The sequence below is a fragment of the Streptomyces sp. NPDC045968 genome (assembly GCF_056430475.1).
Genome location: NZ_JBWKLF010000002.1, coordinates 753,561 through 778,567 on the forward strand (window position 1 = coordinate 753,561; position 25,007 = coordinate 778,567).

Genomic DNA, 25,007 nt, shown 5'->3' on the forward strand with positions numbered 1-25,007 from the left:
GAGAGTGACGGGCGCTCAAGTGAAAGGCGCTCAGGAGAAGTCGGCGACGTTCTTCTCGGTGACGACCTTGACCGGCACCTTCACCATGCTGTCGACCTCCTTGCCCTGCGCGGCCCTGACCGCGTTCCGGACGGCGATCCTGCCCAGTTCCTTCGGCTGCTGGGCCACGGACGCGTACAGCGTGCCCGCCTCGACTGCCTTCAGACCGTCGGGGGTTCCGTCGAAGCCGACGACGGCCACGGACGTGCCGGCCTTGCTTCCCAGCGCCTTGACCGCGCCGAGCGCCATCTCGTCGTTCTCGGCGAACACACCGGTGACGTCGGGGTGGGACTGGAGCAGGTTGGTCATGACGTCCAGCCCCTTGGTGCGGTCGAAGTCCGCGGGCTGTCGTGCGACGACCTTGATGCCCGGGTACGCCTTGATGCCCTCGGCGAAGCCCGCCCCGCGCTCGCGGCTGGCGGAGGTGCCCGCGGTCCCCTGGAGGATCACGATGCTGCCCTTGCCGCCGAGCTTGCCGGCCAGCGCCTGGGCGGCGAGTCTGCCGCCGGCGACGTTGTCGGAGGCGACGAGGGTCGCGGTGTCCGCCTTGTTGACGCCCCGGTCCGCGGCGATCACCGGGATGTCCGCCTTGTTCGCGCTCCGTACGCCTGGGCCGACCGCATCCGAGTCCACCGGGTTGACGATGATGGACTTCATCCCCGAACTGGTGAAGTTCTGGAGCTGGTTGGCCTGCTGGGACGCGTCGTTCTGCGCGTCGGTGACGGTGAGGTCGACCCCGGCGGCCTTGGCCTCCGCCTGTGCGCCCGCCTTCATCTGGACGAAGAAGGGGTTGTTGAGGGTGGAGAGCGACATGCCCACCTTGGTGGTCACACCGGACGTGCCGGAGTTGAAGAACGACACGGCGGCGACAACGGCCGCCACGCACACGGCGCCGAGCGCCAGCTTGGCCGCCCCCGGCCCCTTCCGCCCCGGACCCTGTGCGCCGGACGCGGGTACGGCTCCGGAACCGGCCCGGCGGCGCAGCGTGTCCAGGAGTACGGCGAGTGCGATGACGACGCCGATGACGACCTGCTGCCAGAAGGCGGACACCGAGAGCAGGTTGAGGCCGTTACGCAGCACGGCGAGTATGAGCGCGCCGATCAGGGTGCCGGACGCCTTGCCGACGCCGCCCGCCAGGCTGGCGCCGCCGATGACGACCGCGGCGATCGCGTCGAGCTCGTATCCCTGTGCCGCCTGCGGCTGCGCGGAGACGAGACGGGAGGCCAGCACGATGCCCGCGACAGCGGCGAAGAGGCCGGACAGGGCGTAGATGACGAGCTTCTGCCGCTTGACGCGCAGGCCGGACAGGCGTGCCGCCTCCTCGTTGCCGCCGATCGCGTACATCGAGCGGCCGATGTAGGTCCGGGCCAGGATGAGCGCGGTGACGAGCCCCATCGCGATCATCACGAGGACGGGGACCGGCAGCCAGCCGCCGAGCGTGTCGCCGAGCACGGAGACCGAGTCCGGGAAGGCGATCGGGCTGCCCTGAGAGATGACCAGGGACAGCCCTCGGGCGACCGAGAGCATGGCCAGCGTCGCGATGAACGGCGGCAGTTTGCCGTACGAGACCAGGGCGCCGTTGACGAAGCCGCAAGCGATGCCGGTGGCGACGGCGAGAATGACCGCCAGCCATACGGGCACCCCCTCGGACGTCGCCGACCATGCCAGGACGGTCGCGGAGAGGGCCGCGACGGAGCCGACCGACAGGTCGATGCCGGCCGAGACGATCACGAAGGTGACGCCGAACGCGAGGATCGCGGTGACGGCGGCCTGCACACCGACGTTCAGCAGGTTCTGCGTGGTCAGGAAGTCTCCGGAGAGCAGCGACATCGCCACCACCAGGACCACCAGGGCGCTCAGCGCGCCGTTGTCGAGCAGGATGCGGCGGCCCGTCCGGGCTGCGGCGCCACCGGCGCCCGTATCGCTCTTGAGCGTGTCAGTGGCCACGGGGGCCCTCCACTTCGTTCACTGCGGGGTTTGTCGTGGGGGTGGGAGCGCTGACCGCGAGCGCCATCACCGCGTCCTGGGTCGCTTCGTGCGCGGGAAGTTCACCGGCGATGCGGCCCTGTGCCATGACCAGCACCCGGTCGCTCATGCCGAGGACCTCGGGCAGGTCGCTGGAGATCATCAGGACCGCGTGCCCGGAGGCCGTCAGTTCATTGATGAGCTGGTAGATCTCGACCTTGGCACCGACATCGATGCCGCGGGTCGGCTCGTCGAGGATGAGCACCTTGGTGTCGGCGAGCAGCCATTTGCCGATGACGACCTTCTGCTGGTTGCCGCCGGACAGGGTGCGGACATGCTGGCCGAGGCCGGCCATCCGTACGCCCAGCTGTTCGGCGATCCGGGCTGCCGCGGTGCGCTGCCCCTTGAGGTCCACGAGGCCCGAGCGGCTCGCCGAGCGCAGCGTGACCAGGCCGAGGTTCTCCTGCACGGAGGCGTCGAGGACCAGGCCCTGGCCCTTGCGGTCCTCGGGTACGAGGCCGATCCCGGCGCTCATGGCGGCGGCCACGTCGTGCTTGGCCAGCCGTTCGCCGAGCACGTCGACGGTGCCGGCGTCATAGGGGTCGGCGCCGAACACGGCGCGGGCCACTTCGGTGCGCCCGGCGCCGACGAGGCCCGCCAGTCCGACGACCTCGCCCGCCCGGACCTCGAAGCCGATGTCGTGGAAGACGCCGTTCCGGGTCAGTCCGCGGACGGAGAGCAGGGGTTCCCCGGCCTTCGGGCGTTCGCGGGGATACTGCTGCTCGATGCTGCGTCCCACCATGAGCTGTACGAGCTCCGCCTCCGGCGTCGAGGCCGGCACCTGGTCGATGCTGCGGCCGTCGCGCAGGACGGTGACGCGGTCGCCGAGCGCCGCGATCTCCTCGAGGTGATGGGTGATGAAGACGATCCCCACCCCCTCCTCGCGGAGCTGCCGCACGATGCGGAAGAGCTTCTCGACCTCCTCGGAGGTGAGAACCGCCGTCGGCTCATCCATGATCAGGACGCGCGCGTCCAGGCTGAGGGCCTTGGCGATCTCCACCATCTGAAGCCGGGCGATGCCCAGTTCACGCACCTTGGTCCTCGGAGAGACCCGCACGCCGACCCGGCGGAGCAGTTCCTCGGCATCCGCCTCCATTCGCCCGCGGTCGATGAGCCCGAGGCGACGCGGTTGCCGGCCGAGGAAGATGTTCTCCGCGACCGTCAGATCGGGCACCAGGTTGAACTCCTGGTAGATGGTCGCGATGCCGAGCCGTTCGGCGTCCTGCGCGGAGTGGATGCGGACCTCGCGCCCTTGGACGAGGATCCGCCCGCTGTCCGGGCGATGGGCACCGGAGAGCATCTTGATGAGGGTGCTCTTGCCCGCTCCGTTCTCACCGAGCAGCACATGCACTTCGCCGCGTCGCAGGTCGAAGTCGACGCTGTCGAGCGCGACGACGCCGGGGAAGGACTTGCGTACGCCTTCAATGCGCAGCAACTCGTCGGGGCTGCTCACAAGTTGCTCCTCTGATTCGAAGCGTGTTCGCCGCAGGAGCTGCGTACGACGAGGCGGGCGGGGAGGGTGACGGACTGCGGGGACCGTCCCTCGATGAGGTCGACGAGCGCCCGTACGGCGGCACGGCCCAGCTCGCCGGTCGGCTGGGCGATCGCCGTGATCGGCGGATCGGTGTGCACGAACCACGGGATGTCGTCGAAGGCCGCGAGCCCGATGTCCTGCGGGACGCGCAGCCCGCGAGCGCGGATCGCGTCCAGCGCCCCGAGCGCCATCAGGTTGTCGGCCGCGAACACGACCTCGGGCGGTTCGGGGAGTGCGAGGAACCTCTCGGTGGCGCGACGGCCGCTGTCGGCCTGGAAGTCGCCCTGCCCGATGTAGGCGTCGGGCAGCGCGAGTCCGTGGTCGCGCAGCGCCTCACGGAACGCTTCGACGCGCTCGTCGCCCGTGGTGGTGGCCGCCGGGCCCGCGATGATCGCGAGTCCGCGACGGCCGAGGCGGTGCAGATGGGCGACCAGGTCCCGGATGGCGTCGCGGCCGTCGGCCCGCACCACGGGGACGTCGACGCCCGGGATCCAGCGGTCCACGAAGACCATCGGCGTACCGCTGCGCGCGACGTCCAGCATGAGCGGGGTACCGCCGTCGGCCGGGGAGACGAGAAGTCCGTCGATCCGGCGGTCGAGCAGCGTTCGGACGTGGTGGTCCTGCAACTCGGGCCGCTCGTCGGCGTTTCCGATGATGACGCTGTAGCCGTGGGCGCGGGCCTCCTCCTCGACGAAGCGCGCCAGTTCGGTGAAGTACGGGTTGAGTACGTCACTGATCACCAGGCCGAGGGTGCGCGTCTGGTCGGTGCGCAGCGACCTGGCCACGGCATTGGGCCGGTAGCCGAGGGCCTCGACAGCGGCGAGGACGCGTCTGCGCGCGTCGGGGCTGACGGAGGGATGGCTGTTGAGAACACGGGAGACCGTGGCGACAGACACTCCCGCCTGGGCCGCGACATCCTTGATGCTCGCCATTTCCGGACCACCTCCTTGTGGTTTCCGTAAGCCTCGAAACCAGCGGTCGATGGCCGTGGAATCGATTACAGGGATGATTGGAATCGATTACATGGCTGAAAACAAGACCTCTCCGCCCGTCCGAGATCGGATCGTGACGAAGAGGCCTGGCCGACAGCGGACAGCCGCTGCGCGAGGTGGAGGGGATTCACGGGGAGCGGGACGACGACGGTTGCGACCGGATCGCCCTGCTCCGGGTGACAAGCTCAGCCGCTGGTCACCTCAGGCCTTGACCTCGGCCGCGGGAAGCGGCCCGGTCGTGGTCCGGGGTTCGGAAGCGGCCGCGGGGCGTACGGGGATGAGGGAGGCGACGACCGCCGCCGTGAGGCCGACACCGGAGCCGATCAGCATCGCCGCCCGGAAGCCGTCCTCGGACGGCAGCGGGAATCCGCCGAAGTCCGTCGTCATCTGGGCGAGGACCACACCGATCACGGCGGCCGAGACGGAGCTGCCGATCGAACGCATCAGCGTGTTGAAACTGTTGGCCGAAGCGGTCTCCCCCGGCGGCACCGCGCCCATGATCAGGGCCGGCATCGCCCCGTACGCCAGGCCGACGCCCGCGTTGCAGATGATGGTCACGACGAGCAGGCCCCAGGTCGAGCCGAGGAGCAGCAGCGAGGACGCGTAGCCGATGGCGACGACCAGACTTCCCACGGCGAGGGTGACCTTGGGACCGCGGGCCGCCGAGAGCGACGGCGAGCAGCAGCGAGACGAGCCCGCCGCCCAGACCGACGGCGCCCAGTACGTCGAAGCGGGCCGAGCCGGCCCCGGGCCGGCCGCCGGGCACGAACAGCCAGGCGAGCACGGCGACCAGGAGGCTCAGCGCGGCGGCGACCCAGAACAGCACCCGCCAGCTCGCGTGCTCGGCGACGGCCGCGGAGAACGGCAGACCGAGCGCGCCTCCCACAGCCACCCCTGGCCACGCCCCTGAGCGGTCCCGAGCCCCTTCCGCGGATGGCGCGTAACGAGCCATGCGACCCGCCGCGAAGACCCCGCAGAGACAGACGGGAGAGCCACGGCGCATTGCATCACTTCCGTCACGGCCCGGCAGTGGTACTCAGCGGAGGAGATGACATGCGAAACGGGGATGCACGGAGTACGACGGACAGAGGGCGATGGAGACGGTTATGGGCGTGGTGCGCGCCCGTTGCCGTGGCGGTCACCGCCTCCGCACTGATGACGGCTCCGGCGGCGACCGCCGCCGGAGCGGCACCTTCGGCCAAGGCGGCCGCGGCGGCCCAGGCGGCGCCCTGTCCCGTACTGCCGTGCCAGGGGTCGGACCCCGGGAGCGTCACGGCATGGCACACGGGTGGCGCCCCGAAGCTTCTCAAGGAGGCCACGCTCGCCTCGGGTACCCGGCTCAGGCTGTACACGGGCAAGCCTGCCTGGGACACCGGCGGATCGCTCTACTCCTGGGCCGAGGTGACCCTCGCCGGCACGTCGCAGGGACGCGGCTGGCTGCGGACCGAGGAGAACCTCGGCGACGGCATCAACATCATCTCGTCGATGGAGCACCCCCGTTCGTACCGTGACACGACCGGCACCACCGGCATGTTCCTGTACGACACGACGAGGTACCGGGTCCCGTACGCCAACGGCGCCTGCATCACGGACGGCAAGGAGACGGGCTGCGTCAACGCCACCACGTCCTCGGTCGTGCCCAACGGCCCGTGTACGGGCTGGTGTTCCGACGTCGACCCGGGTGCGGTCGCCGCATCCGACTGGTCCTACGTCGAACGCTCCGAGTACGACCGCGTGGCGCTGCCGTCCGGCGCCACGGTCCAGAAGGTCGACGGACGCATGAAGCAGGGAAGCTACCTCGGCTGGGCCGAGGGCCAACTGACCTCCGCAGGCGGCAGGTTCTGGCTGGAGGCGTGGCAGGGGGCCGGCCGCTGGGGCGAGGTGTACACCGAGTTCACGCCGGAAGGCGCCTCGCGCACCACCTCCGGCTCGACCCGCGCCTACTCATGGCTGCCGGAGCTGCGCGCCTGCATCAGCGACAGCAGCGGCACCAAGTGCACCCGGGACCCGGATGCCACGACGACCCCTCCGACCCAGGCGCCGTGCGCCACGCTGCCCTGCGCGGGCGTCGACTCGGCGACCGTCACCGAGTGGATGCCGAACTACGAGCCGCGCCTCGTGGAGGACGCCAGCGTCTACCAGGGTGGCCGTCTGAAGATCTGGCAGGGCCGCCCGGCCTGGGACCCGCACCACATGTACTACTGGGGCGAGGCCGAGCTCCCGCCGAACCGCCCGGGCGTCTTCGCCACCCTGATGACGCACAGCAGCCCCGGCGCCGACTCCCGCGCCCAGCGGCCGGTGCCCATCCCCGGAACCCGGGTCACGGCAACGGGCAGGACGAAGATGACCGCCCTGGACCCGCTGTCCGGCAAGGGAATCGCCGGACTGGTCGTGGACGGCAAGACCTGGGCGTTCGCCACCCAGCTGGGCAACAACATGGACATCAGCGACTTCGAAGGGATCATGGGCCCCTGCACCACCGGCGAGGTGTGCGAGGGCGTGGCTCCCTCATCGGTCACCGAGTGGGCGGCGGTCGCCACGGACTGGTCGACGGCCAAACTGGCCACCGGTCAGCAGGTCACGCTGAGCGGCTCCCGTCCGTCCTGGTCGGTCTCCGACTACTACGCCTGGGCCCACACGACGGCCACGGGTACGACGGTGTGGCTGGAGGACAAGGCGCCCGGAGGGACGTACACGAAGGTCGCCGCCGAGAAGATCATGAAGGCGACGAGCGGGCAGTTCGTACGGGCCTGCATCAGCAACGGCACGGCCACCGCGTGCACCAAGCCCCTGTCGTAACGGGCAGCGGCTGATCGAGCCACAAAAAAACAACTCCCGGAGCGGATCGAGCCGCTCCGGGAGTTGTCTTCACTGTGGTGTCCGAGGGGGGACTTGAACCCCCACGCCCGATAAAGGGCACTAGCACCTCAAGCTAGCGCGTCTGCCATTCCGCCACCCGGACAAGGTGTCTGTCGTTCGCGGCGTGTTCCCCGCGGCGACAAAGAAAACAATACCAGGGGTTTGGGGTGCCTCTCACCTGCGTTTTCCGTGGTCAGTGGCGCGCGGCGGGACCAGGAGGGCCCATCGGCACCCGTATGTTCCGACGCGCGTACGGTCCGTCGCCTGCCGCGTACGCGGAGTGGTCACGGCTACCTTCGCGTCCATGAGTGATCGCCCCTACCGGCGGCCCCGCCCGCTGTCCCCCGTGCGTGAGCATCTGCGCGACACGTTCTGGTTCGCTCCGACGCTGGGGCTGCTCAGCACCTTCGTGCTGTGGTGGGGCGCCTCCACCCTGGACACGGAGATCGTCGGGCACCTCCAGGACGCGCGGGCGTACGACGAGGTCAGGGACCTGATCTCGTTCGCCGCGGATGCCCGGACGATCGTCACCACGATCAGCTCGGCGATGATGACCTTCATCGGTGTGGTCTTCAGCATCTCGCTGGTGGCCGTCCAGATGGCCAGCGGGCAGCTCACGCCCCGGGTGGTGCGGATCTTCGTACGGAGCAGGATCAGCAAGCTCACACTCACGGTCTTCCTGGCGACGTTCTCCTTCTCGTTGCTGGTGCTGACCTCCTACGAGAGCGAGACCGATCCCCGGCGGGTCACGTCCGTACCCCTGTTGCAGAGCCTGCTGACGCTGGGGATGGTCGGCCTGAGCCTGCTGCTGTTCATCGCCTATGTCAGCTCCACGCTGCGGCTCATGCAGGTCGGTCCGGTTCTCGACCACATCACCCGCCACTCGTTCCGGGTGCTGGGACGGATGCCGGTCGGAGCGCCGGAGGGGGCTCCGCTCCCGGCCGAGACGGGGCAGGTCATGCACTGGGGCCGGGCGGGAGTCCTCCAGGACGTGAACGTGGCACGGCTGGTGCGGGCCGCGCGCCGGCAGGGTGTGGTCCTGCGGCTGATCCCGCGGATCGGGGACTTCGTCGTGCCGGGCACACCGGTGCTCGCCGTCCACGGCGGTGCCGCGCCGCCCCGGCGCGTGCTGCGGTACACGATCTCCGTCGGGGTCGAACGCACCCTCCACCAGGATCTGTCGTTCGGCCTGCGCCAGCTGTCGGACATCGCCCTGCGGGCCCTGTCGACGGCCGTCAACGATCCGACGACCGCCGTGCAGTGCCTGGACCGGATCGTGCAGTTCCTCGCCGCGGTCGTGAACCGGCCGCTCGGAACCGTGCATCACCGGGACGCCCGGGGCGAGGTCAGGCTCGTCCAGGACGTGCCCGGATGGACGGACCTGGTGGATCTCGCGTTCGAGGAGATCCGCTGGTGCGCGGTCGGCAGTCCGCAGGTTTCGCGGCGGCTGCTGGCCGGGATCGGGGATCTGATGCTGCTGGCCCCCGAGGAGCGCAGGAAGCCGCTGGTCAGGCACCGTGCGCTGCTGGTGCAGTCGGTGGAGCGCACGGTGCCCGAGGCGGCCGAGCGGGAGTTCGCCCTGTCACCGGACCATCAGGGGATCGGCTGACGGCGGCCGGGGCGGACCGGGCTACGGCATGAGGTGGTGGTCGGGGAAGTTGCCCGGGAGCCGTTCCGTCGCCGGGCCTTCGGTGACGGCCCGGACGAGCAGCTCGCCGCCGACGAAGGCACCGCGCCAGGAGGCGCCGAAGCCGCCGAAGAGTTCGTCGCGGTCGCCTCGGGAACGGGGGGTGCCGTGGCCGGCCTTGAAGGCGCGGATCTGGGGGGCCAGGCGGTCGTACGTCGCCGGTTCGTCGGTGGAGAGGGTGGCGACCAGGGCGCCGTTCGAGGCGTTCATGGCGGCCAGGAGTCCGGCCTCCGTGTCCACGAGGCCTCGGGTGTGAACATCTTCGGCATCGCGTTCCAGGTCGACATCGGCAAGGAGGCCGGGTTCGCCGGTGGCATCGTCGCGACCGCGATGTCGTTGAAGGCGATCGTGAACGGCACGGGGCGCGGCGTGATCGGCTGGCTCTCCGACCGGTACGGACGCAAGAGGTGTCTGATCTTCGTCTGTGTCGTCCTCGGACTCGCGCAGTACGGCATTCTCTGGTCGGCGAACATCGAGAACCTGCCGCTCTTCCTTGTCTTCTCGTCGGTCTCCGGATTCGGCGGCGGCGCGATCTTCCCGATGTTCGCGGCGATGACAGCCGACTACTTCGGGGAGAACAACAACGCGTCCAACTACGGCCTGGTCTACAGCTCCAAGCTGGTGTCCGGCCTGCTCGGAGCAGGCATGGGCAAGGTCGTGGTGGACAACTGGGGCCACAGCGGGGCGTTCACCCTGGCGGGCTCGATCTCTCTGTTCGCCGCGTTCATCGCACTGTTCCTCACCGCACCGGGCAGGCCCAGGAAGGGAGTCGAGCCCAATCCGATGCCCATCAGCCGGGAGTCGGACTGAAGCCGGCCCCGGGGAGCCGTGGCGCCCCGGGGCCGTTCACGCGGTGCCGGGACGGCTACTCGCCGCACCTCTCCCGCAGGGAGTGCAGGTGCGCGCTGGACTTGCGCGCGAACGCGAAGGACTCGACCGGGTTGTCGTGCTCGGTCTGCCAGTGGTGGTAGGTCCGGCCGCGGGGGGTCCGCTCGGTGACGCGGCTGAGGAACGTCTTGTAGTCGATGTCGCCGTCACCGACGTCCGACATGCGGTACCCGTCACGGGCCGTGTCGTCCCGGATGCCGTCCTTGACGTGGAAGAGCGGGTAGCGGTCGGGCTGCCTGAGTACGTAGTCGACCGGATTGAAGGGGGCCGGCGTGCCGTCGGCCTTCTTGCCGAAGCGGAACTGGGCGGCATACGCCCAGTAGATGTCCATCTCCAGATACACCAGATCCGGGTCGGTCTCGGCGAGCAGGACGTCGTAGAGGCGTACGTCCGGCTGGTCGGTCGCGAAGGAGAACTCCTCCGCGTGGTTGTGCTGGTAGAACTTCATCCCTCGCTCGCGGGCCGCCGCCCCGTAGGTGTTGAACTCCTCGGCGGCCCGCTTCCAGCCGTCGACGGTCGAGCCGTAACGGAAGGGACCCGACGCCGTGCCGATGTGCTTGAGGCCGAGGGCCTCGGCGTCGTCCAGGACCTTGGTGAGGTTCTGGGCGAAGGTGTAGGCGCCGGGGTTGTTGTTGTCGTAGTAGCCGACATGGCTGCCGATCGGGTTCAGCCCGTGGTCCCGGGCCAGCCGCTTCAACTGGGCCAGGGTGATGGCGCCGGCCGAGCCCTGGGAGTAGCCGGCGAACTCGATCTCGTCGTAGCCGTACTTCTCCAGCTCCGTGAAGACGGGCGCGAAGCCGAGCGTGGAGACCTTGTCGCGGAGGCTGTAGAGCTGGATGCCGAGGCGCCCGGGAGGCAGGACGGCACGGCCCCTGCCACGGGCCTCGGCGCTCGCGGTGCCGAGGAGCGTGGCCGCGGTGGCTCCGGCGACGACGCCCAGGACGTTGCGGCGGCTGAGTCTGCGCGCGAGTTCGGCGTCCTTCGGGGTGCGGCTCATGATCACGTAACTCCTTGATGAGTGAGCGGGGGTTGCTCAGTGCAGTCCGGCAAGCCGGAGGAGCAGGGACTTCACTTCGGTGGCCTGGACGCGGCCGGTGAACGCGTGGGGGGTGGAGCAGAGGATGAGCGGTCCTTCTTCGTCGCTCGTGGGCAGGCGGCCGTGACTGCCGCGGATGGGCGCGGGGTCGAGCGGGACGACGGCCATGCGGTAGCGCATGCCGAGCTTCTTGCGGGCGACCGCGCTGACCGCCTTCACCCGGACGTACGGGTCCTGGGGGTCCATGAAGAGCTCGACGGGGTCGTAGCCCGGTTTGCGGTGGATCTCGACCAGCTGCGCGAAGTCGGGGGCGCGGTCGTCGTCGAGCCAGTAGTAGTACGTGAACCAGGCGTCCGGTTCCGCGACGGCGACGAGCTCCCCGGAGCGGGGATGGTCGAGGTGGTGGGCCTTCTTGCCCTCGTCGTCGAGGAGCTGCTCGATGCCGGGCAGCCCGGCGAGCGCCTCGCGGGTGGCTTCGAGGTCCTCGGGGCGGCGCACGTAGATGTGCGCGATCTGGTGGTCGGCGACGGCGAAGGCGCGTGAGGCCATCGGGTCGAGGTATTCCATGCCGTCCTGGGTGTGGACCTCCAGCAGGCCGGCCCGGCGCAGAGCGCGGTTGATGTCGACGGGCCGGTCGACGCGGGTGATCCCGTACTCGGAGAGCACCACGACGGTGCGCCCCTGGAGGCGGGCGTCTTCGAGCAGCGGTGCGACGGCCCGGTCGAGTTCGGTCGCCGCCCGGTGGGAGCGCGGGTCCTCGGGGCCGTAGCGCTGGAGGTCGTAGTCGAGGTGCGGCAGGTAGCAGAGGGCCAGGTCGGGGGCGCGGGTGGCGAGGATGTGCCGGGTCGCGTCGATGATCCACTGGGAGGAGACGAGGTCGGCGCCCGGCCCCCAGAAGTGGAAGAGGGGGAAGGTGCCGAGCTTCTCGGTGAGCTCGTCGTGCAGGGCGGGCGGCCGGGTGTAGCAGTCGGGCTCCTTGCGGCCGTCGGCGTAGTACACGGGACGCGGGGTGACGGTGAAGTCGGTGTCCGCGCCCATGGCATACCACCAGCAGATGTTGGCGACGGTGTAGCCGGGATGGGCGCGGCGGGCGGCGTCCCACAGTTTGTCGCCCGCCACGAGTCCGTTGTGCTGGCGCCACAGCAGGACGTCGCCCAGCTCGCGGAAGTACCACCCGTTGGCGACGATTCCGTGCTCGGCGGGGGTCGTGCCGGTGAGGAAGGTGGACTGGGCGGCGCAGGTGACGGCGGGGAGCACCGTGGTGAGCGGTGCCTGGGTGCCGTCGCCGGCCAGGGCCTTGAGGTTCGGCATGTGGTCGAGGAGCTGGGGAGTGAGTCCCACGACGTCGAGGACGAGCAGGGGGGTCGGGGTGACGGTGGAGGTGGTCTCTGCTTCGGGTGCGGTCACGGGAGCTCCTTGAGCCCGAGGTCGACCAGGAGATCGCGGGCGAGGGTGAGTTCGGCGGCGATGCCGTCGGCGAGCTGGGTGCGGGTACGGGGACGCAGCTCGGCGGGCAGCGCCTGCCAGGTGTACGTCTCGACCTCCAGGTGCCGGGTCAGCGGCCGTGGGCCTCCGACGAGCCGGGTCAGCGTGGACCGGAGCACGGGGAGGGTGGAGGTCAGCGGGGGCGCCGGGGGTGCGTGCAGTGGTACGTGGAAATGGGAGCGCCAGGGGGTGCTGTCGGACAGCGCGTGGCCGTTCAGTGCCTCGTCGAGGTCGTCGGTACCGCGCGGTCCGGCGGCGGTGCTCATCCGGGTCTGGTGCAGGAAGCGGGGTTCGGCGAACGCGGCGAGTGCGGTGCGCACGTCGGGCAGGTGGGGCTGTTCGGCGTGCAGGGCGGCGGAGAGCTGGGCCTTGGCGACGAAGACGCCGGCCCCGGCGAGGGCGTCGAGCGCCGTGTCCGGGTCCTCGAAGGACGTGGCGAGGTGGCACGTGTCGATGCAGATGCCGATGCGGTCGTGGCCGATCGCGGTGAGCGGGCCGATGGCGTCGGCGGTGGTCTCGACCGTGCAGCCCGGTTCGGGTTCGAGGCCGATCCGGATGGACTTTCCGGTGAGCTCGGCGAGGGCGTCGAGGCGTTGCGCGAGGGTGGTCAGGGCGGCTCGTGCGATGCGGGCCGCGTCGGGATCGCCGTCGTACGGGGTGCGCCAGGCGATCGGCAGGGTCGAGATGCTGCCCTCGGTGACGTCGTCGGGCAGCAGGGCGGCGAGCAGCCGGGCGAGGTCCGTGGTGTGTGCGAGGCGCTCGGGGTCGGTCCAGTCCGGCCGGTAGACGCGGTACTTGACCTCCTCGGCGCCGAACCCCTCGTACGGGAATCCGTTGAGCGTGACGACTTCGAGGCCGCGGCGGTCCAGTTCGGCGCGCAGGGAGCGCAGGGCGGCGGGGTCGTTGATCAGGGTGCGGGCCGCGTCCCTGGCGAGCCACAGGCCGATGCCGAGGCGGTCGCGGCCGAGACGTTTGCGTACCGGTTCGCTGTGGTCGCGCAGCTGTGCCCGCACACCGTCGAGGGTCTCGGCGGGGTGCACATTCGTGCAGTACGCGAGGTGGACGGTGGAGCCGTCGGGGTGACGGAAGCGCATCGCTTCACTCCCCGCCGCGCAGGATGGAATTCCCCTCGTGCAGGGGGTCGGGAGCGGCGACGTCGAGCTGGAGCCGGCCGCTCTGCCCGTAGAAGGCGACGGGGTTGCGCCAGAGGACCTGGTCGACGTCGTCCTCGGTGAAGCCCGCCTTCAGCATCGCGTCGGCGACCTTGCGGGTCTTCAGCGGGTCGCTCTGCCCCCAGTCGGCGGCCGAGTTGACGAGGATCTTCTCGGTGCCGTAGGTCCGCAGGATGGTGACCATGCGGTCCTCGTCCATCTTGGTGTCCGGGTAGATGGAGAAGCCGGCCCAGCAGCCACTGTCAGTGGCGTCCTTTACGGTCGTCTCATTGAGGTGATCGAGCAGCACCCGCTCCGGGGGGAGATGTGATTCGCGGATGACGTCGATGGTGCGGTGCAGACCCGCGAGCTTGTCGCGGTGCGGGGTGTGGACGAGCGCGGGCAGACCGTGGTCCGCGGCGAGCTGGAGCTGTGTGGCCAGGGCGATGTCCTCGGCCGGGGTCATGGAGTCGTAGCCGATCTCACCGACGGCGACGACGGAGTCCTTGACCAGATAGCGGGGCAGGGCGTCGAGGACGGGGAAACAGCGGGGGTCGTTCGCCTCCTTGGGGTTGAGGGCGAGCGTGCAGTGGTGGGCTATGCCGTACTGGGAGGCGCGGAAGGGCTCCCAGCCGAGCAGGGCGTCGAAGTAGTCGAAGAAGCTGGCGGGCGAGGTGCGGGGCTGACCGAGCCAGAAGGAGGGTTCGACGAGGGCGCGCACACCCGCGTCGTACATCGCGCGGTAGTCGTCCGTGGTGCGGGAGGTCATATGGATGTGGGGGTCGAAGATGCGCATCAGGACTCCTCCGGGGGGACCGTGGGGGCGGGAGCGGTGAGAGCGAGTACGTGCGCGAGATCGGCGGGTACGCCCCGCCCGGCCGCTCTCCGTTCGGCGGCGAAGTCGCCGAGCATGCGGGCGAGTTCGGTGTCGCCCCGCGAGCGGCGGGCCAGTGCGTCGACGGAGTCCACGGGGACACCGGTGAAGAGGCACTTGAGAATGGCGTGGCGCCACTGGTGCGCGTCGAGGTGCGCCGCGGCGTACGGGCCGACGGCGGCGGCGACGAGCCGGGTGTCGTTGGTGCGCAGGGCGTCCTCGACGAGCGGCAGGGCGGCGGAGCCGATATCCAGCCGGTGCAGCGTGAGGAGTACGGCGCGCCGTTCGGCCGCGGTGCCCTGTTCGTAGAGCCTCGTCACGGCGGGCAGTCCGGCCCGGGCTTCGAGGAGCAGCAGGGAGCGTACGGAGTCGGCGCGGTCGAGCCCGCAGTGGCGGCCGGCTGCGGCGTACCGCAGCTCCCACGACGGCACGGCGAAGGAGACTCCGGCGCCCGGATGTCCGGCGGCGTGGGCGGGGGTGTGCTGGGCGGCGTGCTCGGCGGTGTGCTCCGCGGCGTGCTCCGCCTCGGCGAGGGCTTCGTCGAGCCAGGCGCGTGCGGCTCCGCCGAGCTGTGCGTCGAGTTCCTCGCGGGTCAGCAGCGGGGTCATCGGCATGGCATTGCTCCCTTCGGCGGTTCAGTGGCTCGACGGACTGTGCTTGCGCAGGAACTCGATCGAGGAGCGGGCGAGTTCGGGACCGGCGTGCGAGTGCCGGGGCAGTTCGACGACCGTGAGGCCGCCGTACTCCGCTTCGGCGAGCGCTTCCAGGACGGGCGGGAAGTCGATCTCGCCGTCACCGAAGGGCAGGTGTTCGTGCACCCCGCGGCGCATGTCCTCGATCTGGACATGGCGCAGCCAGGGGGCCGCGTCCCTGACGCAGTCGACGGGCGGAGCGGGCTCCAGGCACTGGCAGTGGCCGATATCGAGGGTGAGTCCGAGCGGTTCCGGGTCACCCAGGAGGGTGCGGAGGTGGTGGAAGTCGGCGAGTGTGGCGAGGAGATGACCGGGCTCGGGCTCGATGGCGAGAGGGACGCCGGTGCGGGTGGCGGCGTCGAGGACGGGGGCGAGCGCGTCGGCCAGCCGCTGCCAGGCGACGGTGGCCGTTGCTGGGTCCCCGGTCCCCGGTGGGGTGATGCCGCTGAAGCAGTGCACGGCGTGCGCGCCGAGGTCGGCGGCGATGTCGACGGCCTGGACGAGCAGTGCGGTGCGGGCCGCGCGGGCTTCCGGGTCGGGGTCGAGCAGGGACGGACCGTGCTTGCGGCGCGGGTCGAGGACGTAACGGGCACCGGTCTCGATGGTCACGCCGAGCCCGAGACCGGTGAGCCGGCGCGCCACGTGACGGGTGCGGGCGGCGAGGTCGGGGGCGAGGGGGTCGAGGTGCATGTGGTCGAGGGTCAGCCCGACGCCCTCGTACCCGAGGTCGGCGAGCAGCCCGAGGGCGTCGTCGAGCCGGAGGTCGGTGAGCCCGTTGGTGCCGTATCCGAAGTGCAGCGTCATGTCGGGCTCACCTTCCGTGCGAGCGTGCGCGCGAGCGGGACGAGCCCCATGAGCACCAGCCCGGTGACGGGCGCGCCCGCGCGGGCGGCGAGGGCGGCCTGGAGCGGGATCATGGCGCGGATGCCGCCGCCGACGGCGCGTTGTGTGAGGGCCGGCGACGGGTTGAGCGCGGCGTGCAGCTGGGGGCGGGCGGCGGTACGGAGGTAGGCGCCGGCGAAGGCGGTCAGGAGAAGGCGGCCCGCGGCACGGGCAGGGTGCCGCCCCGGGTCACGCCTGCCCGGGTCCTGGGCGGGGCCGCCGGGCCGCCGGTGCTCGGTCGCGACGGCGGCGCCGAGGCCCAGGGTCGCGGCGAGTGCGACGAGCGGCGCGGTGGTGGAGCCGCCTTGCGCCTCGTGCCGGGAAACGAGGGTGACGGCGTAGGTGTGCGCGCCGAGGAGGGCGGCGGCGGGGAAGGCGGCGAGGGCTGGTGGCGGCGGAGCCTTGGGCGACGTTGGGGCCGGTTCCCTTGGCGGAACCGGCGCCGATGGCGTCGACCGGGTCCGTGCCGGTGCTGCCGAGGAGGGTGCCGATGCGCGAGCCGACCCCCCATGTGCTGATGCCGACGCACCATGTACTGATGCCGACGCGGTCGCCGTCGCGCCCAGAAGCAGGTCCAGGGAGCGGGCCGTCGCCATGGCGGCCGGGCCCGCTTCGGTGTGCTTGAAGTACAGGTCGTAGGCCCACACCGTGACCGCGAGTCCCGAGGCCACCGCGAGGGAGGGCCGGCCGGCCCGTGCGGCCAGGGCCAGGCCCGCCGCGGTCAGCGCGCCCGCCACGACGAGAGCCGCGCCGGGAGCGATGCGGCCCGAGGGAATCGGGCGGTGCGGGCGGTCCACGGTGTCCTCCTCCCGGTCCGCCCAGTCGTTGAGCGCCATCCCCGCCTCGTACAGGCAGAGGGAGGCGCCGACGGCCAGCGCGGTGCCCCGGTTGGGCCGCCGGCCCATCGCGGCCGCTCCCGCCAGTGCGTCGCCCGGGACGGTGAAGAGGGCCGACACCCTCAGCAGCTCCGCCCACGCGCCCGCCCGCTCACGCAACCCGGCCGGGCGGGGCCCGGCTACGGGACGGGCACCGCCCCGGCCGCTCGTGGTGGGGTGCCTGTCCGGTGCGGGCGCAGTCCCACCCGCACCGGACAGGCCGTCTGTGTCCGCGGCGGTCTGCGGCGCGGAGCCCGACCGCGCGGGGCCGGTCCCCACCACACCGGCCCCCACCGAACCGCCCCCCGCTGAACCAGCCACCGCCGGACCGGACCCCCCGGCAGCGGCCCGCTCGCCGCCGGCCCTCGCCCCGCGAGCCCCCCGCGCGGCGCCCACGCCCACAACGGTCGCCGTCAGTGCCAGCAGCAGCCCGGCCGCCCCACGCCGGCGGAGGAGCCTCATCGCTCGCCCCGCAGCCGTTCGCCGAACGCCAGCAGGGCCGTGTACTGCTCGGACAGGGCGGCCGGACCGCCGTCCGGGTCCTTGAAGTAGAAGCCCAGTTCGGGGCGCGGGCCGGTGAGACCGCGCTCGTGGGCGCGGGCCAGCAGCCGGGCCAGGTCGAGGACCAGGGGGGCGGCCAGCGCCGAGTCGCAGCCCTGCCAGATCGTCTGGAGGATCATGCGCGAGCCGAGGAAACCGTCGAAGGCGATGTGGTCCCACGCCGTCTTCCAGTCGCCCATCGCCGGGACGTCGTCGATATGCACCTCGCCCTCGGGCGCGGTGCCCAGCGTGTCGGCCAGTACGCGTTCCTTGCCCGCGTTCTTGGCCGCTGCCGCCGCCGGGTCGGCCAGCGCCGCTCCGTCCCCGCCGCCCAGGAGATTGGTGCCCGACCATGCCCGTACCGGCAGGGCGCGTTGCACGAACATCGGGGCGAGCACGGAACGGAGCAGCGTCTGGCCTGTCTTGCCGTCGCGACCCGCGTGGGGAAGTCCGCAGGTGTCGACGGCGTCCTGGAGGGCCGGGCTGCGCAGGCCCGTGGACGGGGTGAAGTTGACGTACGGGCAGCCGGCCCTGAGCGCCGCCGCCGCGTAGAGGGAGCTGGCGGGAAGGCGTGCGTCGCCCTCCCGGGGAAGCGGCTCCGTGGAGGCGACGTTGATCACGACCGTGCGCGCCAGCTCGTGGCGGCGGGCGAAGTCTGCGAGGTCCGCGGCGAACGCGGTGATGAGCTGGTCGTCGGTGCGCGTGTCACCGGGCAGGGGGCCGCCGGTCCGTATCTCCGCGTCGGCTGCGGCGAGTTCGGCGCGCACCGCCGACGGCAGACCGTACGGCAGGACCTCCCCGGCGGCGAGCGCCTCGGCCCGTTTCGGCAGGGGGCAGTCGATGGTGTCGTGGCCGCCGAAGACCAGGGAGTTCAACGGTGGCAGTCCACTGTCGGCGAAGGGCGGCGTCTCGGTGACCATGCCGGTCGCCGGGTGGAGCCCGGCCGCGATGGCGGCGCACCCCGCGGTGGCGGTGGTGGCGACGGAGCCGCGTGCTCCGATGAACCAGACTCCGGTACGGACGGCTTGTGCGGTCACGGGCTGCCTCCCTGGCTGGGGCTCCTGACGGGGTGGGGCACGGTGGAGCGAGATGGGTACGAAGGCTGTGGTGCCGGGTGGAGGACGGTGGGCGGGGGGCCTCGGACTTCCCCCCGCCCACCGTCGGCCGGGGGCCGCCCTACTTCGCGGGCAGCTGCTTCAACCGGATGTCACGGAAGGACACCTGGTCGTCGGCTCCGTGGTTCTGGAGGCCGATGTAGCCGTTCTTCAGGCTGCGGACCGGATCGGTGTTGGTGTAGTCGTTGATCTTCACGCCGTTGAGGTAGACCCGGAGGCGTTCGCCCTCGACCCGGATCTCGTAGCTGTTCCACTGCCCCGGCGCCTTGAGGACGCGGTCGCGGGCGGCGAGGTCGGCGGACTTGAAGCCGTAGACGGCGCCCGTAGTGCGGTCGGCCGCGTCGGTGGCGTCGATCTGGACCTCGTAGCCGTTGTTGACGGCGGACCAGGGGTCGTCGGACGCCGGGAAGCCGACGAAGACGCCGGAGTTGTCGTCGCCGGCCATCTTCCAGTCGAGCTTCAGGGAGTAGGACTTCAGCTCCTTGGCCTGGTACCAGAGCATCCCCATGCCGCCCTCGGTGCGCAGCTCGCCGTCGGCGATGCCGAACGTTCCGGGGCCCGCCTGCTTCCAGCCGTCGAGCGTCTTCCCGTTGAAGATCGTCCGGTAGCCGGTGTCGGGCTCGCAGTCGGCCGTGGCCTGACCGGTCGTGTAACGCATCGCGCCCAGGAGGTGCTTGCGGAAGTCCGGTTCGGCGTACGACTCCTTGGTGTGGCCGAGGCCGGTGTAGAAGGAACGGCCGCCCCGGTACGTCTGGCACCAGGAGATCGGGTGGTCACCCTTCATCGTGCCGCCGGTGTAGCTGGTCTCGTCCAGCGTGGCGAGCACCTGGGCCTTGTCCCGGGGGTTGGTGCGGTAGTTGTACCACTCGTCGGTGCGGTCCCATGCCTCGTCCAGGTGGGCCGTCGCCGGGTGGTCGTGGTTCTCGACGCGCACGGTGGCCGGCTGGATCTGCGGGTGCGAGGCGAAGTACGCGCCGACGAGTCCGCCGTAGAACTCCCAGTCGTACTCGGTGTCGGCGGCGGCGTGGACGCCCATGTATCCGCCTCCGCCGGCCACGTAGTCCTCGAACGCCTTCTGCTGGTCGCTGTTGAGGACGTCACCGGTCGTGGAGAGGAAGACGACGGAGTCGTAGCGTGCCAGGTTGGCCGGGGTGAACTGTCCGGCCGCCTCGGTCGCGTCGACGGTGATGCCGCTCTCGCCGCCGATCTCCTTCAGCGCGGTGATGCCCGCCGGGATGGAGTCGTGACGGAAGCCGCCCGTCTTGGAGAACACCAGGACCCGCCTGGCGTTCCTGTCCGGTGCGGCCGACGACAGTTCGAAGTCGTCGACGTCGTAGAGCGCTCCGGCGCCGCCCTTGAAGACCAGGAAGAGTTCCGTGGTCCGCTTGGGGACCTTGCGCAGGGGGACGTCGATGTCCTGGAAGGTGTCCCAGCTCCCCGTCACCGGGACGGTGGAGGAGCCCAGCAGGGTGCCGGTGGGCGAACCGGTCCGTACTTCGAGCGAGCCGCCCGCTCCGGCGGAGGAGATCCGGGCGGTGAGCTTCGTCGAGCCGGTGAGCAGGTACGGCTCGAAGGAGATCCAGTCGCCGTTGTGGATGTCTCCGACGGTCTTTCCGCCGTGTGCGCTCGCCTTGTCCTGCGGAGCGACTCCGGACTGGGCGCTGTAGTGCTCCGCCTGCCGGTGGCGCGGCTGGAGCTGGGCCTGGTCGCTGCCGGTCAGCGCGGCCTGGCCGCCGCCTCCGCCGTCGGTGTAGGAGGCGTCGACGACTCCGAAGATGTTGGCGTTCGGGTCGTGTCCGCCGTCCGCCTCGGTCTTGATCACGCCGGTGCAGCCGTTGACCGTGGTGACGGGGTGGCCGTGGCTGTCGTGTCCGAGGATGAAGCGGACCGCGACCTTGGAGCAGTCGACGGTGCCGTCCTCCGGGTCGGTGACGGTGACCTTGAACGGGATCTCGTCGCCGAAGGTGAACAGCTGTCCCTCGCCGGGGAGTTCCAGCTTGACGGTCGGCGCGGTGTTGCCCACGGTCACGTGGACGCTCGCCGAACCGGTGCGGCCGCTCGGGTCCTTGGCGGTGACGGTCGCGGTGTAGGTGCCGTTCTTCTTGTACGTGTACGTGGGGTTGGCGGCGGTCGACGTGCCGCCGTCACCGAAGTCCCAGGCGTAGGTGAGGGTGTCGCCGTCCGCGTCCGCCGTACCGGCCGAGGAGAAGGCGACCTTGAGCGGTGCGGTGCCGGAGGTCTTGTCCGAGCTCGCCTCGGCGACGGGTGAGCGTCCGCCCGTGGCGTTCTCGATGCGGTAGAGACCGGCGTTCTCGTCCCCGCCGAACCAGGCGGTGCCGTAGTCCAGGACGTACAGCGCCCCGTCCGGCCCGAAGGCCATGTCCATGACCTGGGTGCCGGTCCACGGAATGGGGTTGATGGACTGCACCGCGCCGTTGGCGTCGTGCTCGATGCGCTTGATCCAGCGCCGGCCGAACTCTCCGGCGAAGAAGTCGCCGTCGTACGCCTCGGGGAACTTCACCGGCGAGTCGAGGTCCGGGTCGTAGTGGTAGACGGGCCCGCCCATCGGGGACTCGGAGCCGCTGCCGAACTCGGGCAGGGAACCACCGTCGTACGGAATCCAGGCGGTCTCCGCCGGCGGCAGGTCGACCAGTCCCGTGTTGTGCCGCGAGGTGTTCTTCGGCGCGGCGCAGTCGAAGGCGGCGCCGGACGTCCTGGTCGCGAAGTCGTAGTCGACGTACGGGTCGTTGGCGCCCGTGCAGAACGGCCAGCCGAAGTTCCCGGGCTTCGTCACCCGGGCGAACTCGACCTGTCCGGCCGGTCCGCGCTTCGGGTCGGCGGCACCGGCGTCGGGGCCGTAGTCACCGACGTAGAGGATGCCGGTCGCCTTGTCGACGGAGAAGCGGAACGGGTTGCGGAAGCCCATCGCGTAGATCTCGGGCCGCGTCTTGTCCGTGCCGGGTGCGAAGAGGTTGCCCTCGGGAACGGTGTACGAGCCGTCCGCGGCGACCTTGATCCGGAGGATCTTGCCGCGCAGGTCGTTGGTGTTGCCGGAGGTGCGCCGGGCGTCGTACGCCGGGTTGCGGTCCGGGCTCTCGTCGATGGGCGTGAAGCCGTCCGAGGAGAAGGGGTTGGAGTCGTCGCCCGTCGACAGATAGAGGTTGCCCTGCGCGTCGAAGTCGATGTCGCCGCCCACGTGGCAGCAGATCCCGCGGGTGGCGGGAATGTCGATGATCTTCTTCTCGCTGGCGTTGTCGAGGGTGCCGTCCGGGTTGAGCACGAAGCGTGAGAGCCGGTTCACTCCGTCGAACTCGGCGAATTCCGCGGCCGTCCCGTTGGCCGGGGCATCGCCGGCGGGGGTGTCCAGCGGGGGTGCGTAATAGAGGTAGATCGCCCGGTTCTCGCTGAAGCCGGGGTCGATGCCGACGCCTTGGAGCCCTTCCTCGTCGTGCGAGTAGACGGGGATGGTGCCGGCGACCCTCGTGTTGCCCGCGCTGTCGGTGATGCGCAGCTCGCCGCTGCGGGAGGTGTGCAGGACGCTGCGGTCGGGGAGGACGGCCAGCGACATGGGCTCACCGGTCTCGGCGCCGCCCTTGGCGAGGGTGACCTGCTGGAATTCCTCGGCGGCGGCGTCAGCGGCGGCGTTCTGCGTCCGCGGTCCGGCGGAGGCACCGGGAGCGACGCCGAGCGCGAGGGTCGTGGCGGTGAGCAGACCACCGGTCAGCAGGGCGAGCGATGTGCGGAATCCGGTGTGCTGTCGGCCTCGGTATCGGGTTCTGGTTCTGTGCACGAGTGTCCTCCGGAGAGAGCCGGTTGTACGGGCGGGTGGAGCCGTGGCCGTGCAGCGCGGGGACTGCCGCGCACGTCAGTGGGGCCGGACGGGCCCCGCTGACGCGAGTCATGTCGTGTACACCAATGGGACGGTAGACCTGTTCGTCCGGGACGGAAAGCCCTTGCGCAGCGGTTAAGTTGAACTTCTTCCTGCGGCAGGACAAAGCGGGATGCGGGCAGCACGGGGCGACCCCCGGGGGCTCCGTGGCGGAGCCCCCGGTGGGCAGGCCCGGCCCGCTCAGTCCGCGCTGCCGAACGCCGCGTCGAACGACGAAGCCGGCGGATCGAAATCGAACCGCTTCAGCGAAGCAAGCGCTTCCGGAGCCCCCGTCAGCCGGTCCATCCCGGCGTCCTCCCACTCGACGGAGACCGGCCCCTCGTACCCGATGGACCGCAGCATCCGGAAGACGTCCTCCCAGGGCACGTCACCATGGCCCGCCGAGACGAAGTCCCAGCCGCGCCGCGGGTCGCCCCACGGCAGGTGCGAGCCGAGCCGGCCGTTGCGCCCGTCGAGGCGCTTGCGCGCCTCCTTGCAGTCCACGTGGTAGATCCGGTCCCGGAAGTCGTACAGGAAGCCGACCGGATCGAGGTCCTGCCACACGAAGTGGCTCGGGTCGAAGTTCAGCCCGAACGCCGGCCGGTGATCGACGGCCTCCAGCGCGCGCCGCGTCGTCCAGTAGTCGTACGCGATCTCGCTGGGGTGCACCTCGTGGGCGAAGCGCACCCCCTCCGCGTCGAACACGTCGAGGATCGGGTTCCAGCGCTCGGCGAAGTCCTCGTAGCCGCGTTCGATCATGTGCGGCGGCACCGGCGGGAACATCGCGACCAGGTGCCAGATCGACGAACCCGTGAAGCCGATCACGGTCTGCACGCCGAAGGCCGCGGCGGCGCGTGCGGTGTTCTTGATCTCCTCGGCGGCCCGCCTGCGTACCCCTTCGGGCTCCCCGTCGCCCCAGATCCTGCCGGGCAGGATCGCCTGGTGACGCTCGTCGATCGGGTTGTCGCAGACGGCCTGACCGACCAGGTGGTTGGAGATGGCGTAACACGTCAGCCCGTACTTTTCGAGCAGTTCGTGCCGCCCGTCCAGGTAGCCGGGGTCGGCGAGCGCCTTGTCGACCTCGAAGTGGTCGCCCCAGCAGGCGAGTTCGAGGCCGTCGTAACCGAAGTCCCTGGCGTGCCGGCAGACCTCCTCCAGCGGCAGGTCGGCCCACTGACCGGTGAAGAGCGTGAAGGGACGGGGCATGCGCGGGACCTCCTAGAACGGGACCGGGGTGTAGACGGAGTTCTTCTCGGCGCTCTCCTCGACGGCGGCGAGCACCCGCTGCACCTGGAGTCCGTCGGCGAACGACGGCACGGGTGCCGACCCTGCGGCGATCGTGCGCACCACGTCCGCGGCCTGGTGGACGAAGGTGTGCTCGTAGCCGAGGCCGTGGCCCGGCGGCCACCACGCCTCCAGGTAGGGATGTTGGGGTTCGGTGACGAGGATGCGCCGGAACCCCGCGCTCACCGCCGGTTCGGTGTGGTCGTGGAAGGAGAGTTCGTTGAGCCGTTCCAGATCGAAGGCGAGCGAGCCGAGCTCCCCGTTGATCTCCAGGCGCAACGCGTTCTTGCGGCCCGCCGCCATCCGGGTCGCCTCGAAGGAGGCCAGCGCCCCGGAGGCGAGCCGGCCCGTGAACAGGGCCGCGTCGTCGACGGTGACCGCCCCCCGTGCGGTACTGTCCGCGGCGCCCGAGAGCCCGGCCCCGGGCCCGGCGAGCACGGGCCGGGTCCGTACGAAGGTCTCGCTGACCGCCGACACCCCCACCAGCGGTTCCCCCGTCAGGTACTGGGCGAGGTCCACGATGTGCGCCCCCAGGTCGCCCAGCGCGCCGGACCCGGCCTGCTCGCGCTTGAGCCGCCAGGTGAGGGGCGATTCGGGATCGACCAGCCAGTCCTGGAGGTACGTGGCCCGTACGTGCCGCAGGGCGCCGAGCCGGCCCTGCGCGATCAGGGTGCGGGCATAGGTGATCGCGGGCACCTTGCGGTAGTTGAAGCCCACGATGGCCAGCTGGCCGCGCGCGGCCGCCCGTTCCGCGGCCGCCACCATGGCCTCCGCCTCGGCGACCGTGTTGGCGAGCGGCTTCTCGCACAGCACGTGCTTGCCCGCTTCGAGGGCGGCGATGGCGATTTCCGCGTGGCTGTCGCCGGGGGTGCAGATATCCACCAGCTGTACGTCGTCCCGGGCGATCAGGGCGCGCCAGTCGGTCTCCGCCGCCGCCCAGCCGTGTCTGGCGGCGGCGGCGTCGACCGCGGTCCGGTCGCGTCCGCAGATCGCGGCAAGAGCGGGCCGCATCGGCAGGTCGAAGACGTGTCCCGCGGTGCGCCACCCCTGCGAGTGGGCGGCCCCCATGAACGCGTATCCGACCATGCCGACTCCGAGCGTCGCCGTGTCCGGCGCCTGTGTCGGCGGCGCTGCGGCCTCCTGCTCCGTCTCTTCCCTACGGGACATCCGGGCTTCCTCCT

General features: G+C 70.9%; 16 protein-coding genes, 1 tRNA gene and 3 pseudogenes. 3 read left to right on the forward strand and 17 right to left on the reverse strand.

All coding sequences use genetic code 11. The features are described from left to right. Positions 1 to 30 precede the first annotated feature (30 nt). The 4 genes and pseudogenes from AC07FA_RS08945 to AC07FA_RS08960 all read right to left on the reverse strand — a co-directional run. On the reverse strand, positions 31 to 1,986 hold the full coding sequence (locus AC07FA_RS08945) for an ABC transporter permease/substrate-binding protein (RefSeq protein ID WP_479074119.1): 1,956 nt from the start codon (positions 1,984 to 1,986) through the stop codon (positions 31 to 33). Beyond that, entirely contained in the window at positions 1,976 to 3,517 is a 1,542-nt protein-coding gene (locus tag AC07FA_RS08950; protein ID WP_479074121.1) for a sugar ABC transporter ATP-binding protein, read from the reverse strand. The genes AC07FA_RS08945 and AC07FA_RS08950 overlap by 11 nt, the downstream gene beginning before the upstream one ends. Continuing rightward, positions 3,514 to 4,530: a LacI family DNA-binding transcriptional regulator gene (locus tag AC07FA_RS08955; protein WP_479074123.1), complete on the reverse strand. Its 1,017-nt coding sequence runs from the start codon at positions 4,528 to 4,530 to the stop codon at positions 3,514 to 3,516. Before AC07FA_RS08955 ends, AC07FA_RS08950 begins: the two co-directional genes overlap by 4 nt. 261 nt (positions 4,531 to 4,791) lie before the next feature. After that, a pseudogene (locus AC07FA_RS08960) lies at positions 4,792 to 5,482 on the reverse strand (MFS transporter); the annotation flags it as partial. A gap of 239 nt (positions 5,483 to 5,721) precedes the next feature. On the opposite strand from AC07FA_RS08960, the gene AC07FA_RS08965 reads away from it, so the two are divergent. Beyond that, positions 5,722 to 7,389, forward strand: a complete 1,668-nt coding sequence (locus tag AC07FA_RS08965) for a hypothetical protein (protein WP_479074124.1) — start codon at positions 5,722 to 5,724, stop codon at positions 7,387 to 7,389. A 75-nt stretch (positions 7,390 to 7,464) separates the two neighbouring features. Here the strand turns inward: AC07FA_RS08965 and AC07FA_RS08970 are convergent. Next, positions 7,465 to 7,552: transfer RNA gene (locus AC07FA_RS08970), tRNA-Leu, on the reverse strand. Between the two features lie 201 nt (positions 7,553 to 7,753). Here AC07FA_RS08970 and AC07FA_RS08975 point away from each other — a divergent pair. Then, positions 7,754 to 9,058: a DUF2254 domain-containing protein gene (locus tag AC07FA_RS08975; protein WP_479074125.1), complete on the forward strand. Its 1,305-nt coding sequence runs from the start codon at positions 7,754 to 7,756 to the stop codon at positions 9,056 to 9,058. 21 nt (positions 9,059 to 9,079) lie between these two features. Here the strand turns inward: AC07FA_RS08975 and AC07FA_RS08980 are convergent. After that, a pseudogene (locus tag AC07FA_RS08980) lies at positions 9,080 to 9,394 on the reverse strand (aldehyde dehydrogenase family protein); the annotation flags it as partial. On the opposite strand from AC07FA_RS08980, the pseudogene AC07FA_RS08985 reads away from it, so the two are divergent. After that, positions 9,383 to 9,946 (forward strand): annotated as a pseudogene (locus AC07FA_RS08985) (MFS transporter); the annotation flags it as partial. The pseudogenes AC07FA_RS08980 and AC07FA_RS08985 sit on opposite strands and share 12 nt — an antisense overlap. Positions 9,947 to 10,001: 55 nt before the next feature. Here AC07FA_RS08985 and AC07FA_RS08990 read toward each other — a convergent pair. The 11 genes from AC07FA_RS08990 to AC07FA_RS09040 all read right to left on the reverse strand — a co-directional run bounded on the left by AC07FA_RS08990 (position 10,002) and on the right by AC07FA_RS09040 (position 24,993). After that, positions 10,002 to 11,021 (reverse strand): sugar phosphate isomerase/epimerase family protein, encoded by a 1,020-nt coding sequence (locus tag AC07FA_RS08990; protein ID WP_479074127.1) that lies wholly within the window; start codon positions 11,019 to 11,021, stop codon positions 10,002 to 10,004. A 36-nt stretch (positions 11,022 to 11,057) separates the two neighbouring features. Next, positions 11,058 to 12,467, reverse strand: coding sequence for an alkaline phosphatase family protein (locus AC07FA_RS08995; RefSeq protein WP_479074129.1), 1,410 nt, complete (start codon positions 12,465 to 12,467; stop codon positions 11,058 to 11,060). Continuing rightward, positions 12,464 to 13,639 carry a metabolite traffic protein EboE gene (gene eboE, locus AC07FA_RS09000; protein ID WP_479074130.1) on the reverse strand — a complete coding sequence of 392 codons (1,176 nt, stop codon included), beginning with the start codon at positions 13,637 to 13,639 and terminating at the stop codon, positions 12,464 to 12,466. Before eboE ends, AC07FA_RS08995 begins: the two co-directional genes overlap by 4 nt. Positions 13,640 to 13,643: 4 nt before the next feature. Further along, positions 13,644 to 14,492, reverse strand: coding sequence for a TatD family hydrolase (locus tag AC07FA_RS09005; RefSeq protein WP_479074131.1), 849 nt, complete (start codon positions 14,490 to 14,492; stop codon positions 13,644 to 13,646). Continuing rightward, a complete protein-coding gene (locus AC07FA_RS09010) occupies positions 14,492 to 15,184 on the reverse strand; it encodes an EboA domain-containing protein (protein WP_479074132.1) in 693 nt (230 codons plus the stop codon). Before AC07FA_RS09010 ends, AC07FA_RS09005 begins: the two co-directional genes overlap by 1 nt. A 21-nt stretch (positions 15,185 to 15,205) precedes the next feature. Beyond that, positions 15,206 to 16,066, reverse strand: a complete 861-nt coding sequence (locus AC07FA_RS09015) for a sugar phosphate isomerase/epimerase family protein (RefSeq protein ID WP_479074134.1) — start codon at positions 16,064 to 16,066, stop codon at positions 15,206 to 15,208. Continuing rightward, on the reverse strand, positions 16,063 to 17,313 hold the full coding sequence (locus AC07FA_RS09020; protein ID WP_479074269.1) for an SCO3242 family prenyltransferase: 1,251 nt from the start codon (positions 17,311 to 17,313) through the stop codon (positions 16,063 to 16,065). The genes AC07FA_RS09015 and AC07FA_RS09020 overlap by 4 nt, the downstream gene beginning before the upstream one ends. Before the next feature lie 164 nt (positions 17,314 to 17,477). Beyond that, the gene (locus tag AC07FA_RS09025) at positions 17,478 to 18,596 is read right to left on the reverse strand and encodes an inositol-3-phosphate synthase (protein WP_479074135.1); all 1,119 of its coding nucleotides are present in this window, start codon (positions 18,594 to 18,596) and stop codon (positions 17,478 to 17,480) included. A gap of 139 nt (positions 18,597 to 18,735) precedes the next feature. Then, positions 18,736 to 22,464 (reverse strand): ThuA domain-containing protein, encoded by a 3,729-nt coding sequence (locus tag AC07FA_RS09030; RefSeq protein ID WP_479074136.1) that lies wholly within the window; start codon positions 22,462 to 22,464, stop codon positions 18,736 to 18,738. Between the two features lie 279 nt (positions 22,465 to 22,743). Next, positions 22,744 to 23,748 carry a sugar phosphate isomerase/epimerase family protein gene (locus tag AC07FA_RS09035; protein ID WP_479074138.1) on the reverse strand — a complete coding sequence of 335 codons (1,005 nt, stop codon included), beginning with the start codon at positions 23,746 to 23,748 and terminating at the stop codon, positions 22,744 to 22,746. 12 nt (positions 23,749 to 23,760) lie between these two features. Next, positions 23,761 to 24,993 (reverse strand): Gfo/Idh/MocA family protein, encoded by a 1,233-nt coding sequence (locus AC07FA_RS09040; protein ID WP_479074139.1) that lies wholly within the window; start codon positions 24,991 to 24,993, stop codon positions 23,761 to 23,763. Positions 24,994 to 25,007: the final 14 nt, after the last annotated feature.